Source organism: Cognatishimia activa, from assembly GCF_001458335.1.
Lineage (GTDB): Bacteria > Pseudomonadota > Alphaproteobacteria > Rhodobacterales > Rhodobacteraceae > Cognatishimia > Cognatishimia activa.
Window position 1 is genome coordinate 591983 of the sequence record NZ_CYTO01000024.1, and the last position, 14268, is coordinate 606250.

12 protein-coding genes are annotated in these 14268 nt (G+C 55.1%); 8 read left to right on the forward strand and 4 right to left on the reverse strand.

Features of this window, described 5'->3' with window-relative positions:
- The first annotated feature begins 1 nt into the window (after nt 1).
- The 3 genes from TA5113_RS13965 (at nt 2) to TA5113_RS13975 (ending at nt 5521) form a co-directional block, all read left to right on the forward strand.
- Nucleotides 2-1336 (forward strand): sigma-54-dependent transcriptional regulator, encoded by a 1335-nt coding sequence (locus tag TA5113_RS13965; RefSeq protein ID WP_058314290.1) that lies wholly within the window; start codon nt 2-4, stop codon nt 1334-1336.
- Between the two features lie 97 nt (nt 1337-1433).
- The gene (locus tag TA5113_RS13970) at nt 1434-2111 is read left to right on the forward strand and encodes an HAD family hydrolase (protein ID WP_058314289.1); all 678 of its coding nucleotides are present in this window, start codon (nt 1434-1436) and stop codon (nt 2109-2111) included.
- A gap of 410 nt (nt 2112-2521) precedes the next feature.
- A complete protein-coding gene (locus tag TA5113_RS13975) occupies nt 2522-5521 on the forward strand; it encodes an Rne/Rng family ribonuclease (RefSeq protein WP_058314287.1) in 3000 nt (999 codons plus the stop codon).
- 60 nt (nt 5522-5581) lie between these two features.
- Here the strand turns inward: TA5113_RS13975 and TA5113_RS13980 are convergent, their stop codons facing one another.
- Complete coding sequence (locus TA5113_RS13980; protein ID WP_058314286.1) at nt 5582-5809, reverse strand: sulfurtransferase TusA family protein; 228 nt, start codon at nt 5807-5809, stop codon at nt 5582-5584.
- Between the two features lie 104 nt (nt 5810-5913).
- Here TA5113_RS13980 and TA5113_RS13985 point away from each other — a divergent pair, with 104 nt between their 5' ends.
- The 3 genes from TA5113_RS13985 (at nt 5914) to TA5113_RS13995 (ending at nt 9284) form a co-directional block, all read left to right on the forward strand.
- Nucleotides 5914-6663 (forward strand): cytochrome c biogenesis CcdA family protein, encoded by a 750-nt coding sequence (locus TA5113_RS13985; protein WP_058314285.1) that lies wholly within the window; start codon nt 5914-5916, stop codon nt 6661-6663.
- Nucleotides 6664-6726: 63 nt separating this feature from the next.
- The gene (locus tag TA5113_RS13990) at nt 6727-7929 is read left to right on the forward strand and encodes a hypothetical protein (RefSeq protein ID WP_181949473.1); all 1203 of its coding nucleotides are present in this window, start codon (nt 6727-6729) and stop codon (nt 7927-7929) included.
- A complete protein-coding gene (locus TA5113_RS13995; protein WP_058314284.1) occupies nt 7926-9284 on the forward strand; it encodes a cytochrome P450 in 1359 nt (452 codons plus the stop codon). The genes TA5113_RS13990 and TA5113_RS13995 overlap by 4 nt, the downstream gene beginning before the upstream one ends.
- A gap of 55 nt (nt 9285-9339) precedes the next feature.
- Here the strand turns inward: TA5113_RS13995 and TA5113_RS16820 are convergent, their stop codons facing one another.
- Nucleotides 9340-9456 carry an entericidin EcnA/B family protein gene (locus tag TA5113_RS16820; protein ID WP_106387455.1) on the reverse strand — a complete coding sequence of 39 codons (117 nt, stop codon included), beginning with the start codon at nt 9454-9456 and terminating at the stop codon, nt 9340-9342.
- Nucleotides 9457-11271 (reverse strand): extracellular solute-binding protein, encoded by a 1815-nt coding sequence (locus TA5113_RS14000; RefSeq protein ID WP_058314283.1) that lies wholly within the window; start codon nt 11269-11271, stop codon nt 9457-9459. It lies immediately after the preceding gene.
- Between the two features lie 325 nt (nt 11272-11596).
- Between TA5113_RS14000 and TA5113_RS14005 the strand changes: the two genes are divergently transcribed.
- Nucleotides 11597-12370: a 3-hydroxybutyrate dehydrogenase gene (locus TA5113_RS14005; RefSeq protein WP_058314486.1), complete on the forward strand. Its 774-nt coding sequence runs from the start codon at nt 11597-11599 to the stop codon at nt 12368-12370.
- Nucleotides 12371-12452: 82 nt separating this feature from the next.
- Nucleotides 12453-13493, forward strand: a complete 1041-nt coding sequence (locus tag TA5113_RS14010; RefSeq protein ID WP_058314282.1) for a patatin-like phospholipase family protein — start codon at nt 12453-12455, stop codon at nt 13491-13493.
- Here TA5113_RS14010 and TA5113_RS14015 read toward each other — a convergent pair whose 3' ends face one another.
- Nucleotides 13494-14258, reverse strand: coding sequence for a DUF502 domain-containing protein (locus tag TA5113_RS14015; protein ID WP_058314281.1), 765 nt, complete (start codon nt 14256-14258; stop codon nt 13494-13496).
- Nucleotides 14259-14268: the final 10 nt, after the last annotated feature.

Here is a 14268-nt window from a genome sequence, read left to right on the forward strand (position 1 = left end):
TATGGCACAGGCAATGAAGATCGCGATTGTGGATGACGAGAAAGACATGCGTCAGTCCATCAGCCAATGGTTGGCCCTGTCAGGATATGACACGGAAACATTTGCCAGCGCCGAGGATGCGCTGAAGGTGCTAGGGCCTGAATATCCGGGCATCGTGATTTCTGACATTAAGATGCCGGGCATGGATGGCATGCAGTTTCTGAAGAAACTGATGGGGTCAGACAGTGCGCTGCCGGTTATTATGATCACCGGCCACGGTGACGTACCCATGGCGGTCGAGGCGATGCGCGTGGGCGCGTTTGATTTCCTTGAAAAGCCGTTTAACCCGGATCGCATGAGCCAGTTGGCCAAGAAGGCTGCAAATGCGCGCCGCTTGACCTTGGACAACCGTATTTTGCGCAAGGAGCTGTCTGACGGCTCCCAGCTGATGAAAAAGCTGATTGGCTCTTCACCGGTTATAACGCGTTTGAAAGAGGATATCCTCGATCTGGGGCAGGCCGATGGCCACGTTCTGATCGATGGCGAAACCGGCACCGGTAAGACGTTGGTCGCCCATGCGCTGCACGCGGTGGGCAGCCGTGCAGGTAAGAAATTCGTTCTGGAAAGCTGTTCCGCTCTGGAAGAGGACGCATTGGCGAAACGCCTGTTTGGTCCAATGTTGCCGGAAGACACGCAATTGCCTGCGATTGAAGAAGCGCGCGGCGGTACGCTTGTGTTGGAAGATGTCGAAGCGCTGTCTGACACGCTACAGGCGCGTTTGCTGAGTGTGATCAACGATCAAGGCACGCCCGCTGAAACCCGTATCATCGCGATTTGTAACCTGCAGGAACAAAACCGTACCTGCGAAGACGCGCTGCGGTCTGATCTGTTCTATCGCCTGGCTGCATTGCGCATCACGGTGCCACCGCTGCGTCAACGGGGCGAGGATATCCTGACGCTGTTTACCCGCCATGCAGAGCAATTCTCGGATGAATATGGCTGTGACGCACCGCAGGTATCCGCACAAGAGGCGGCGCAATTGTTGCAAGCGCCTTGGCCGGGCAATGTGCGTCAGCTGATCAATCTGGCGGAACGCGCTGTGCTGCAATCTCGTCGGGGTGGGGGCACCATTGCGTCGCTCTTGATGAATGATCACGAAGAAATGCAACCGGTTATGACCACCGAAGGCAAGCCACTGAAAGAATACGTGGAAGCGTTTGAGCGTATGTTGATAGACAACACCATGCGTCGCCATCGAGGCTCGATTGCGTCGGTCATGGAGGAGCTGTGCCTGCCACGCCGGACCTTGAACGAGAAGATGGCAAAATACGGCCTGCAACGGGCGGATTATCTCTAAGTTTGCAACAGCTTGTCACGCTTAGTGATCGCAGGTGTCATTGGTTCGTTACACGAAGATTGGTATCTCACGGCCATTCTTTTGACCGGAGTTTCCAATGACATCTTACGCCGCTTACCTCTTTGATATGGATGGTCTTCTGCTGGACACCGAGCGGCTGTTTATGGTGCCGTTTGTCGAGATGGCCGTGCGTGAAGGTATTCAGAGGGGCGAAGCAGAAGCGTTCTATTTGAGGCTGATTGGCACGAGCAGTTCGGTCACTTCTGAGCGTTTGAAGGTATTTCTGCCGGCGCACCTGAATGCGACGGAATTTGAGCAGGAATGGCGCGAGCGCTACGAACAGTTGTTGGAAGGTGGCGTGCCTTTACGTCCCCATTCTCGTGATGTGTTGTCAGCTTTAAAACGCAATGGCGCGCGCATGGCGGTTGTGACGTCCACCCACGGGGCATCGGCACGCAAAAAGCTCCAACAAGCGGAACTCATCGATTTTTTTGAAGTCGTTAAGGCCGGGGACGAGGTGTCCGCGAACAAGCCTGATCCAGCGCCGTACTTGGAGGCTGCCGCCGCACTTGGTGTTTGTGCAAGCGAGTGTGTGGCATTTGAGGACAGTGACACGGGCACTACTGCAGCAGTTCGAGCAGGCTGTCACACATTTCAAATTCCCGACCTGCGACCCGTGGGCCAACCTTTCCCTGAGCTTGAACAGGAAATCGAACAAGACTTGGCCAAGGCTGCGCTAAAACTTGGTGTATTTGACACGGCATTAACCTCTTAAGCGGGTCTAATCTGCGATTCCCCATTGTGTTTTCCACAGGGCTACCCTTATGTAGGGGGGACGGATTGCGTTTTTTCACGCTCCGCATGAGTTTCGCTGGTTGAAACAGCCGCAGGCCCCCAAAAAGCGCCCGGATTTCATCCAGACCGATTATGCCCTTGCACAAACGAGGGCAAAAAAACCGCCCGGACCGCGACACCGCGACGGGCATGTCATTGGCGCCGACAAAGGCGTCGGAGAAGAACCGCGATGAAGCGCGCGCTGATAGAGACAAACCGAGCAGAGGCCGCAAGCGGCCCCCTTGGTCGCACGCCAGCCATCGCCACGACTAGACACTCCTTGCAAACCAATGCTCCGCCCGGACTGACACTCCGACGGCTTGATGACGCACGGACGTGCATACGGACAACATGGCTAAGAAAATGCTTATCGATGCCACCCACGCTGAGGAAACTCGCGTTGTGGTGGTCGACGGAAACAAAGTTGAGGAGTTCGACTTTGAATCCGAAAACAAACGCCAGCTCGCTGGCAATATCTATCTAGCAAAAGTAACTCGGGTTGAGCCGTCGCTGCAGGCGGCCTTTGTAGACTATGGCGGAAATCGTCATGGTTTCTTGGCGTTTTCAGAGATCCACCCGGATTACTATCAGATCCCAGTGGCGGATCGTGAAGCGCTGATGGAAGAAGAACGCGCCTATGCGGAAGCGATGAAGGCACGCGACGAAGAAGAAGACAAACCCAAGCCAAAACGCAGCCGTCGCTCGCGCGCTAAATCGCGCAATAAGCAGACTGAGGCAGCGGCACCAACAGAGACCGCAGCAGATCAGATCGAAGGTATGGAAACCATTGATCTGGATGAGGACGGTACTGAAGCGGCTGTTGAAAACGCGCCAATTGATGATGCAGCGCCGGCTGTAGAAGCTGAAACTGCAGCACCAGAGGGTGAATCCGAGGCGGCGCCTGAAGCGGAAGCAGAAGAAAAGCCGAAGAAAAAAGCCCCTGCAAAGCGCAAGCCGCGTGCACGCAAATCCACCAAAAAGGAGGATGAAGAAAAGGTTGCATCGGAAGCACCTGCAGAGGAAGCGGCAGATGCCGCACCCGTTGAGGCGAAAGAAGAGCCAAATACAGAAGACACACCTGCGGACAAAGATGATGACGCGCCGGGTAAAACCATGGCAGCGAAATCTGATGGCGATGAAAAAGACGCGGTTGCCACTCAGGATCCTGAAACTGGTGAGGAAACCGTAAAGGACGCCGCACCTGTGGAGGAAGAGCCAGCAGAAGACGCCGCGGCCGAAGAAACCGCTGAAGACGCTGCTGAAGCCAAAACAGATGCAGCGCCTGCGGAAGAAGCTAAGTCGGAAGAAACTGCCGAAGCACCAGCTGAAGCTGAAGAGACCAACGCAGAAGAAGCGAAAGCCGACGATGCCGACGAGGAAAAACCACGTCGTAAGCGCTCTAAAGCCAGCGAAAAAGACGCGTCTATTGAGTCTGTAGCCGACGATGATGACAGCGAAGACATCCGTCCACCGCGCAAACCGCGCCCGCGTCGCTACAAAATCCAAGAAGTCATCAAGGTGCGTCAGATCCTTCTGGTTCAGGTGGTGAAAGAAGAGCGCGGCAACAAAGGCGCAGCGCTAACAACCTATCTCAGCCTTGCAGGCCGTTACTGCGTTCTGATGCCAAACACCGCACGCGGTGGCGGGATCAGCCGCAAGATCACCAATGTGACCGACCGCAAGAAGTTGAAAGAAATCGCGAATGAAATCGACGTGCCAACAGGCGCGGGTCTGATAATTCGGACCGCTGGTGCAAAACGCACCAAGACCGAGATCAAGCGCGACTATGAATATCTGCAACGGCTTTGGGAGCAGATCCGCGAGCTGACGCTGAAATCCTCAGCGCCGGCCAAAATCTATGAAGAAGGCGACCTGATCAAACGCTCGATTCGCGACCTGTATAACCGCGAGATTGACGAAGTGATGGTGGAAGGCGAACGCGGCTACCGCATCGCCAAGGACTTCATGAAGATGATCATGCCGTCCCACGCCAAAAACGTGAAAAACTACCAAGATCAGCTGCCGCTTTTCGCGCGCTATCAGGTGGAAAGCTACCTTGGTGGCATGTTCAACCCAACGGTGCAGTTGAAATCCGGTGGCTATATCGTGATCGGTGTCACTGAGGCGCTTGTGGCGGTCGATGTGAACTCTGGTCGTGCGACCAAAGAAGGCTCCATTGAGGACACAGCTGTAAAGACCAACCTTGAGGCTGCCGAAGAAGTGGCGCGCCAGTTGCGTCTACGTGACCTCGCCGGTCTGATCGTGATCGACTTCATCGATATGGACGAGCGCAAGAACAACACCGCTGTTGAGAAGCGCTTGAAAGATAAGCTGAAAACCGACCGCGCTCGCATTCAAGTGGGTCGCATCTCGGGCTTTGGTTTGCTGGAAATGTCCCGTCAGCGTCTGCGTCCGGGTATGATTGAGGCGACCACCCAGCCATGTCCGCATTGTCATGGTACGGGTCTTATTCGCTCTGATGACAACCTTGCGCTCAGCATTCTGCGCCAGATCGAGGAAGAGGGCACCCGCCGTCGCTCCCGTGAGGTTCTGGTGAAGGTGCCGGTGGGCATTGCCAACTACCTGATGAACCAGAAGCGCGAGCATATTGCGCAGATCGAAGCGCGTTATGGCCTGTCTGTGCGTGTCGAAGGTGACCCACATCTCGTGTCGCCTGACTTCACGCTTGAGAAGTTCAAAACCGCGACCCGCATTGTACCAGAGGTGCAAGCACCGGTCGTATCTGTCGATACAAGCTTGATGGAGCAGATCGACAGCGACATCGAAGACGCGGAAGTGGTGGATGAAACGCCTGCGGAGGATGAAGAGGCGAAGCCGAAGAAGCGTCGTCGTCGTCGTCGTCGTCGCAAGCCGCGTGGTGGTGATCAGAATGGTGAAGAGGGCTCAACCGAGAACGCGGACACATCTGATGCGGAAACATCCCAAGAAACGGATGGCGAAGCCGTAGATGCTGCGCCTGTAGGGGCCGCTGAAGAAGCACCTGCCGAAGTATCTGAAGAAGCCAAAGAAGAGAAGCCAAAGCGCAAACCACGTCGCCGCTCTTCCAGCAAGTCTAAGAAGGCCGAGGAAGAAGCGAAGGCTGCGGAGCCAGTGGCTGAAGAAGCGCCCACAGAGGCCCAAGCGCCAGTTGAACCGGTGGTCGACGCAGCGCCAGCGCAGGCTGAACCTGCCGCAGAAGTTGCTGTTGCCGAACCTGTGGCAGAGCCAGCGCCTGAACCGGTCGCTGAGACTGTGGTTGAAGAGCCCAAAGCGGAAGCGCCAAAGGTTGAAGAGCCGAAATCTGACGCGCCACCCAAGCCAAAGCGCAAGGGTTGGTGGTCGATGAAGTAACCGACTGATGGGTTAGAATTGCAAAACGCCGGGTCTTTGATCCGGCGTTTTCGTTTTGGGCTAACCCTTTTGAACCGTGAAGAAAATGCGCGCGCCGTCTTCGCGACGGTCGATCAGTTCGTGGCCCTGTTCATTACAAAAATGTGGCACATCGACGATGGACGCCGGATCATCAGCAATCAAAACAATCTGGTCACCGGATGCCAAAGGCATCATGCGTTTGCGCAATTTAAGGACGGGAAGGGGGCAAAGCAGCCCGACCGCGTCGATCTCAGTTATTTCGGTCATGAAGCCGAATTAGCCTTGATGTTTCAACAAGTCCACAGGCTTGTGATGGTGCGTGTGCCCATATGCCCCGTGACGCTCGTGTCTATTTCGCCTATGTGAGACATATGTTTGGAATAGACATCATAGATGCGGCCCTATTGCCGGCCATGATCGTTGCGCTGATGGCGGGGTTTATCTCTTTCCTCAGCCCATGCGTGCTGCCCATCGTGCCGCCCTACCTTGCTTACATGAGCGGAGTTTCGGTGACGGAACTGTCTGAAGGCAAATCCGAAAACAAAGCCATATTGCCTGCGCTGTTCTTTGTGCTGGGCCTGTCGACGGTGTTTTTGTTCCTTGGCTTTACGGCATCGGCGATCGGGACGCTGTTTTTGCAATATCAGCAATGGTTTAACACCATTGCAGGTCTGTTGGTCATGGTGTTCGGCGCGCATTTTGTTGGCGTCTATCGCATCGGTTTCTTGGACCGTGAGGCGAGATTGGACGTCGGTGACCGCGGCGGCAGTGCCTTTGGTGCATATGTGCTGGGTCTGGCTTTTGCCTTTGGGTGGACGCCATGTATTGGCCCTCAGCTTGGCGCGATCTTGTCTATGGCTGCCTCTGAGGCGTCTGTGACCCGTGGCACGCTCCTGCTCGCAGTCTATGCGCTGGGGCTCGGTATCCCGTTTCTTTTGGTCGCTGCCTTCCTGCCGCGCCTCAAAGGGCCGATGAACTGGATGAAGCGCCATATGGAGCAGATCGAGCGCGTAATGGGCCTCTTGCTGTGGACCATTGGTCTTTTGATGCTCACCGGTGGTTTTTCTGCCTTCTCCTACTGGTTGCTAGAGACATTCCCGGCCTTGGCGGTTTTGGGATAACAGGTTAACCTGCGGCAAAACGAACCTGTGCTAAAGCCACGGGAGTCACGATTGGCCGAGCAGATGCCCAAAACAGTAAAAACGCGCCGGGTGTTTTACATTCCGGGTTACGACCCGATCCACCCCCGTCGGTATCGCGAACTTTATCGCAAAGAGGGCGCGGCGCAGGCGGAGATTTCTGGCTATGACATCAATTTGCGCCCAAAGACCACCAAGGGCGGCTATGGCTGGCGCGTCGAAGGGGCCATGGATGGCGCTGATGTGGTTGCGGATTTCGAGGTGCTCGTTTGGTCCGACATCGTACGTGACAGTATGGAGCAGGGGATCTGGGCCACCTACCGTCAACTGTTCCGCACCGCGTGGTGCTATATTGGATCAGGTACACTGTGGCCACTGATCAAGTTGCGTAAAGGGCCGTTTGTGGCGTCGCTTTATCCGGTGGTGTTTTTACTTGTGCAAGCGCTCTTGGCATTTGCGGTCGCCGCTGTGATTTGGTGGGGCATCTCTTTGGTGCTGCCTTGGTGGCTCGGTGTGGTTGGGCTGGCCGTTGTGCCCTTCATCCTCAAGTGGTTCAAAGACAACGACAATCGGTTTTTGGCCTATTACCTGATGCATGATTATTCCTACTCGGCTTCCACCGACGGAGCCAACCCGCCCGAGCTTGAAGCGCGTATGGCGGAATTTGGGGATCGTATCGCTGAGGTTTTGGAGAAAGACACCGATGAGGTGCTGATCGTGGGCCATAGCTCTGGCGCGCATTTGGCGGTGTCGGTGATTTCAGACCTTTTGCGGGATGGTCGCGTGAACCCTGATGGGCCCGCTCTGAGTTTCCTGTCTTTGGGCCAAGTTGTGCCCATGGTGTCCTTTTTGCCAAAGGCCCACAGGTTGCGGGCGGATTTGGGATATTTATGCCAAAAAGAAGAGATCACCTGGGTGGACGTTTCGGCCCCGGGGGATGGTTGCGCGTTCGCGCTTTGTGATCCTGTTTCGGTTACGGGTGTTGCGCCAAAGAGTGGCAAACGCTGGCCGCTGATCTTATCGGCCGCCTTTACGCAGACCTTGAGCCCGGAACGTTGGAAACAGCTGCGGTGGGCGTTTTTTAGGCTGCATTTTCAGTATCTTTGCGCCTTTGATAACCCCGGCGATTATGACTATTTCCAGATCACCGCTGGACCTTTGACATTGGGCGACCGGTTCAAAGATCGCCAACCCTCTGCATCACGTATTGAAACACCGGTGAACAAGTTCACCTCGGTCACCTCATGACGCGCCTGCCGCCCAAACCCACGCCAAGGCCTCCAAGAGTGAGCTTGCGGCGCTATGCAAAGCTCTTTCGCCAAGACATCCTGTCTGCGCAACCAGCACGGCTTTATAAAGCTTGGATGGCGGAGTTTAAGACGCCTTTTTTCAGGTCATATTTGGTCAATCAGCCGGATCTGGTGAAGACAGTTTTGAAAGACCGACCGGAGGACTTTCCAAAATCCGGGCGTGTGGCTGAAGGGCTGCGACCGCTGCTCGGCAATTCGCTTTTTGTTACAAATGGCGAGGTGTGGAAAAAGCAGCGGCGCATTGTCGATCCGGCGTTTGAAGGCGGTCGATTGCGCGACACATTCCCGGCCATGTGGGCTGCGTCCGAGTCAGCGGTTGCGCGGCTGTCCAAACGGGTTGGGCAAGACATTGAGATTGAATCAGAGACCAGCCACGCCGCAGCGGATGTGATCTTCCGCACCTTGTTTTCAATCCCGATTGAACATGAGATTGCGAGCAAGGTGTTCGCTCAATTCAAAGATTACCAGCGCAGTCAGCCCCTGTTTAATGTTGCCGCTCTGATCCCTTTGCCGCGATGGATGCCCCGGTTCCACAAGCGCAGCACCAAATCAGCGGCGGCATCCATTCGCGCTTTGATCGCCGAACTCACCCAGACGCGTATGGCAGAGATCGAAGCAGGCACCGCGCCGGATGACCTTGCCACCAAAATCATGACCACGCGTGATCCCGAAACCGGCGACAGTTTTTCGGCGGAAGAGATGGTGGACCAGGTGGCGATCTTCTTTTTGGCGGGACATGAGACCAGTGCGTCATCGCTGGCGTGGACGCTATATCTGTTGGCGCTTTACCCGGAGTGGCAAGAGAAGGTTGCAGAAGAAGCGCAGGTTCTTACGGAAGAAGACTTTGGTCTCGTGCGCCAGTTGAAACTCAGCCGAGATGTGTTTCGGGAGTCTTTGCGGCTTTATCCACCGGTGCCCATGATGGTGCGCGAAAGCAAATGTCCGGTACAGTTCAGGGATCGCGATGTGAAGGCCGGGAGCCAGGTGGTTTTGTCCCCTTGGCATTTGCATCGCCATGAACGGCTTTGGGACAATCCCGATGGGTTTGACCCAAGCCGGTGGGCCACGGAGAATGGCAAACAATGTATGCGAGAGGCTTATATTCCGTTTTCAGCCGGACCTCGGGTTTGCACAGGCGCTGGCTTTGCCATGGTGGAAGGGCCGTTGCTTTTGTCGATGATCTTGCGGGATTTCAGGATAGATGCGGTTGCGGGTCGTGAACCGGTTCCGGTGGCGCATTTGACCGTGCGCAGCAAAGACGGGATCTGGTTGCGGCTGAGCCCTCGTACATAGGCGCAAAAGAAAAGAGGCGCCGGAGCGCCTCTGGTTCGGTGTTTGCCTGCTGGGATTAGAACCAGCCTGAGACTCGGCGTGCGCCGCCAGATATATCGTCGCCGATGCCTTCGACAGTCGCGCAGCTGGCCAATGCGGCGCAGGCAAGTAGGGTAAATGCTAATGCTCTCATTTATTCCTCATACCACCAGATTTCCGGTGTCATCCAATAGCCTTCGCCATAAATCGGCGTGACTTCCGGGTACCGCATTTCCTTGATATGGGCAATGCGCCCTACCGCATAGTTCCAGAACGGGATCACATAGCGACCTGCCATCAAAGTGCGGTCCAGCGCTTTGGTTGCTGCGATGAAGTCCTCTTGGCTTTCTGACGTCAACATGGCGTTAATCAAACCATCCACCGCAGGAGACTTAACACCCATTAGGTTACGAGCGCCTTCTTTGTCGGCAGCTTCCGTGCCCCAATATAGGAATTGTTCGTTGCCTGGGCTTAGGGACAGACCGCGACGGAACCATGTGATGTCGAAATCATAGCTGCTGGTGCGCTCTGTGTATTGTGCGCCGTCCAATGCGTCGATCTTAAGCGCCACCCCCAAGCGATCCAGCGCTTCTTTATAGATATCAACCACGGTCTGGGTTTCCGTGTCGCCTTGGCGCAAGACAATGTTGAGCACCAATGGTTTACCTTCCTGGTCAACAAGCTCGCCGTCCGTGATGGTGAAGCCAGCGTCTTCAAGCAAGCTTGCTGCCTTGCGGATATTGGCGCGGTTGCGCGCTGTTCCGTCGGCGACAGGCAAGTCGTAGCCCTCGACAGCGCCTTCTGGGAGTGCCGCCGCATGCTCGTTCAGGAAATCCAATACGCGGCCTTGTGCAGGGCCATGCTCCATTCCAAGAACTGAGTTGCTGAAGTAAGATGTGATGCGTGGCTGGCGGCCGCCGGTGATTGTGTCGTTGATGAACTCAAAGTTGAAGGCCTGAAGTAACGCCTCACGGACGCGGATGTCATCCAGAGGCGCGCGGCGGGTATTCATGACTAGACCGGTCATGCCTGACGGTTTCTGATGTGTGAATTCAGATTTCACCACGTCGCCGGATTGTGCACGGGGGAAGTCATAGGCTGTCGCCCATTTCTCGGCGTTGAATTCACGCAAGAAACTGACTTCGCCCGCTTTGAAGGCTTCGTTCAATACGCCAGAGTCGCCAAAGAACTCAATCCGAAGCTCATCAAAATTGTGTGTTCCGCGTCGGAAAGGTAATTCTTTGCCCCAATAGTCGGGGTTTCGCGTGAGGGTGACATATCGGTTCGCTTCAAAGTCGCTGACCATATAGGGCGCTGTGCCCATTGGAACCTGCTCAAGCGTGCTGTCGTTGATGTCGATCCCGTCCCACTGGGCTTTCTTTAGGATGGGTCGCAAGCCAGCGATCAGAGCGAGCTCGCGATCCTCAACAGCGAAGGTTATGCGGACAGAGCGCTCGCCAGTTTGTTCGATGGTTTCGATTTTGTTCCAGAACCCGTGATAGCGTGGGTGACCCACGGTTCCGAGGGTTTCATAAGACCACAAAACATCTTCAACGGTGACCGGACTTCCATCCCAGAATTTGGCCTCTGGACGCAGGGTGAACTCAACCCATTCGCGATTAGGGCCGGTCTCGATGCTTTCCGCCAAAAGGCCATAAAGCGCGAAAGGTTCATCGCGATTTCGGCCCATGAGGCTTTCGTAAGCGAAAAAGCGTAACTGCCACGGCACTTTGCCTTTGCGCACGAATGGATTGAGCGAATCGAATCCGCCGCTATTGCCGGTGACGATTCGTCCACCTTTAGGTGCATCGGGGTTTGCATAGGGCAGAGAGACAAAATCCGCCGGAAGCTCTGGTTCCCCATACATAGCGATTCCATGTTTGGGTTCTGCAATCGCGGTAGACCCCATGAAAATAAGAGCCAAAGCGGCGCTTTTTTGAATAAATCTGCGGAAACTCACTGATGCCATCTGCCGAACAATCCCTCGTAGCCCTTGTTTCTTTGGGCTTAGCGTAACGAGGGATTCCTGCCATTTCAAACTTTTAGCTTGGACTCTGCGCGTGAGATTGCTTATAACGGAGTCACTGCTCGATAGGTTTCTTGCCTGTATGAAACCTGCCTCAATAACTTTACGCCCGCTTCGTGCGGGCGTTTTTTTTGGCAGAACGGTCTGAAATGAGGCACCCGTAGGAATACGGCCTGAGGCTCTGATCTGTGATTTCCCCTTATTTTGCTTATGCAGCATGTTATGTTGCAGCCGCAAAGCAGCGCAAAGAATTGAAGAGGACATTTCCATGACAGTGCAGGGCAAGACGGCCATCATCACCGGATCAAATTCTGGAATCGGTTTGGGTGTAGCCCGCGAATTGGCCAAGGCCGGTTCCAATGTGGTTCTGAATTCTTTCACCGATCGGGATGAGGATCATGCGTTGGCGGCAGGGATTGCGGAAGAATTCGGGGTAACGGCCACTTACGTTCAGGCGGATATGTCCAAAGGTGACCAATGTCGCGCGTTGATTGAGAAGGCCGGTGGCTGTGACATCTTGGTGAACAATGCAGGTATCCAGCACGTTGCTCCGATTGATCAGTTCCCGCAGGACAAATGGGACGCGATCATTGCGATCAATATGAATTCAGCTTTCCATACCATGGCAGCGGCATTGCCTGTCATGCGTGAACGCGGCTGGGGCCGGGTGGTAAACATCGCATCCGCCCACGGCTTGACCGCGTCGCCCTATAAGGCGGCTTATGTGGCCGCAAAACATGGGGTTGTTGGGATGACCAAGACCGTAGCTTTGGAAACGGCACAAGAGCCGATCACCTGTAATGCGGTCTGCCCGGGCTATGTGCTGACGCCATTGGTTGAGGCGCAGATCCCTGACACGATGAAAGAATACAATATGAGCCGCGACGAGGTGGTGAAGAACGTCATGCTGACGCGCCAACCCTCTAAGGAGTTTGCGACCGTCGAGCAGATGGGCGGCACTGTTGTGTTCCTGTGTTCTGATGCAGCAGCTCAGATCACCGGGACAACGATCAGTGTCGATGGCGGTTGGACTGCGCTCTAAGCGAGAATTGCACTCTCAAAGATGAGGGGCGTTGCCCCTCAAACTCCCCAGAGTATTTTTGCAAAGAAGAAAGGGACGGGTTGTGGTTCGAATAAACCTGGCTTTGCAGGGCGGCGGTGCGCATGGTGCCTTTACCTGGGGGGTGCTGGATGTGCTATTGAGCGCGCCCAACATTGAGATTGCCGCAATCTCTGGGACGTCCGCTGGTGCTCTGAATGGGGCCGCCTTAAAAGCGGGTTTTCTTTCTGGTGGTGCGGAAGCCGCGCGGGAGAACTTGGACTGGCTATGGGGCAAGATGGGCGCATTGTCAGGCCCCGCGGTCAGCCAATGGCTCGCAGGTTGGGGGATGGGCAGCTGGGGCGCGGGCGCGGTGGCCAAGGCGCTTGAGTATTCCGCGCCCTTTATGATGGCTGATATGGCAAGCCGGATGATGTCGCCCTATGCCTATGGTCCCTTTTACAGTCATCCTTTAAAGCCAATTGCGGACGCCTTTTCCTATGAAAAAATCTGCGCGCAGGACGGACCGCAACTGTTTGTCTGCGCCACAAATGTGCGCACGGGTAAGGCGAGGGTGTTTACCCGTGAAGAGATCAGCACCGATGTGATCTTGGCGTCGGCCTGCCTGCCGACCCTGTTTCAGGCCGTCGAGATTGACGATCCGCAAACCGGCCAGCGCGATGCGTTTTGGGATGGGGGCTATACGGGCAACCCAGCGCTATGGCCGTTTTTTGAGCCGCATTTGCCCGATGATATTCTGATTGTGAATATCAATCCGATTGAACGCGCAGCGACGCCAGTCACGCCGCAGCAAATTCAGTCGCGTATGAATGAGATCAGCTTTAACTCTTCTTTGTTGAGTGAGTTAAGGGCGATCTCTTTTGCAAAACGGTTGATTCATCAAGGTGCCATCAAAGAAGGCGACATGAAGGATGTGAATATCCATATGATCGCTGATGATGAGCTGATGAATGAGCTGTCTGCGGCCACAAAAATGGTGCCGGTTCCGACGATTTTGACAGAGCTTAAACATGCGGGCCAAAGGGCCGCGCGCAGTTTCTTAGAACATCATCGCGACAAGATCGGCAAAGAGAGTTCCGTCGACATCTCTGCCATGTATGGCTGATTATTCCGCTGCCTTTTGCGCCGTGTCTTCTAGGTCCAGCATTGGCTGGCTTGGGTCTTTCGCATTTGGATAAACAAGACCTGCGGAGATCACCAGTTTTGCTGCATCTTCCACCGACATGTCGAGCTCGATAATGTCGCTTTTTGGGAAGAACAACAGGAAGCCCGATGTTGGATTCGGTGTTGTGGGCACAAAGACCGACATGAGTTGATCCTCATGTGGCGCGCGTTCATTCACTTCGCCTTTGGCTGTTGTCGAAATGAAACCCACCGCCCAAATGCCTTTACGCGGATATTGCACAAGGCAGGCTTTTTCAAAACTACGGTCCGCTTGGGCAAAGACGGTTTCTGCGATCTGCTTCACACCCGAATAGATGGAACGCACGACTGGCATGCGATCGACCAGGTTTTCAGCGTAGCGGATCAGGGAACGGCCCATCAGGCCTTTTGCGATCCAGCCGATGAAAACCGTAAAGATCAGGAAGAAGACAACACCAACGCCGCGGATGTTGATTTTCACATCCTCACCGATCCAAGCATTGTAGCGCTCGGAGCCGATCACATAGCGCACCAGATTGTCCGGTTGATAGAAGTCCGGCACGAAGGGCAGAACAAACCCATCGACCCAACCAATAAAGGTCCAGATCAGCCAAATGGTGAACGCTACCGGCGCGATCACCACAAGGCCCGTTAGAAACGACGAGCGCAGCCGGGCGAGAAAGCCAGGTTTGGAAGGGGCGACTGGTTCGTCAAAGGGTGTGGTCATCGGGTGCTCA

Excerpts from the sequence above, each read along its gene's own strand:
- TA5113_RS13990 (WP_181949473.1), top strand. The coding sequence starts at position 6,727 with ATGCCCAAAACAGTAAAAACGCGCCGGGTGTTTTACATTCCGGGTTAC.
- TA5113_RS14000 (WP_058314283.1), bottom strand. The coding sequence starts at position 11,271 with ATGGCATCAGTGAGTTTCCGCAGATTTATTCAAAAAAGCGCCGCTTTG.
- TA5113_RS14005 (WP_058314486.1), top strand. The coding sequence starts at position 11,597 with ATGACAGTGCAGGGCAAGACGGCCATCATCACCGGATCAAATTCTGGA.
- TA5113_RS13975 (WP_058314287.1), top strand. The coding sequence starts at position 2,522 with ATGGCTAAGAAAATGCTTATCGATGCCACCCACGCTGAGGAAACTCGC.
- TA5113_RS16820 (WP_106387455.1), bottom strand. The coding sequence starts at position 9,456 with ATGAGAGCATTAGCATTTACCCTACTTGCCTGCGCCGCATTGGCCAGC.
- TA5113_RS13970 (WP_058314289.1), top strand. The coding sequence starts at position 1,434 with ATGACATCTTACGCCGCTTACCTCTTTGATATGGATGGTCTTCTGCTG.
- TA5113_RS14015 (WP_058314281.1), bottom strand. The coding sequence starts at position 14,258 with ATGACCACACCCTTTGACGAACCAGTCGCCCCTTCCAAACCTGGCTTT.
- TA5113_RS13985 (WP_058314285.1), top strand. The coding sequence starts at position 5,914 with ATGTTTGGAATAGACATCATAGATGCGGCCCTATTGCCGGCCATGATC.
- TA5113_RS13980 (WP_058314286.1), bottom strand. The coding sequence starts at position 5,809 with ATGACCGAAATAACTGAGATCGACGCGGTCGGGCTGCTTTGCCCCCTT.
- TA5113_RS13965 (WP_058314290.1), top strand. The coding sequence starts at position 2 with ATGGCACAGGCAATGAAGATCGCGATTGTGGATGACGAGAAAGACATG.
- TA5113_RS13995 (WP_058314284.1), top strand. The coding sequence starts at position 7,926 with ATGACGCGCCTGCCGCCCAAACCCACGCCAAGGCCTCCAAGAGTGAGC.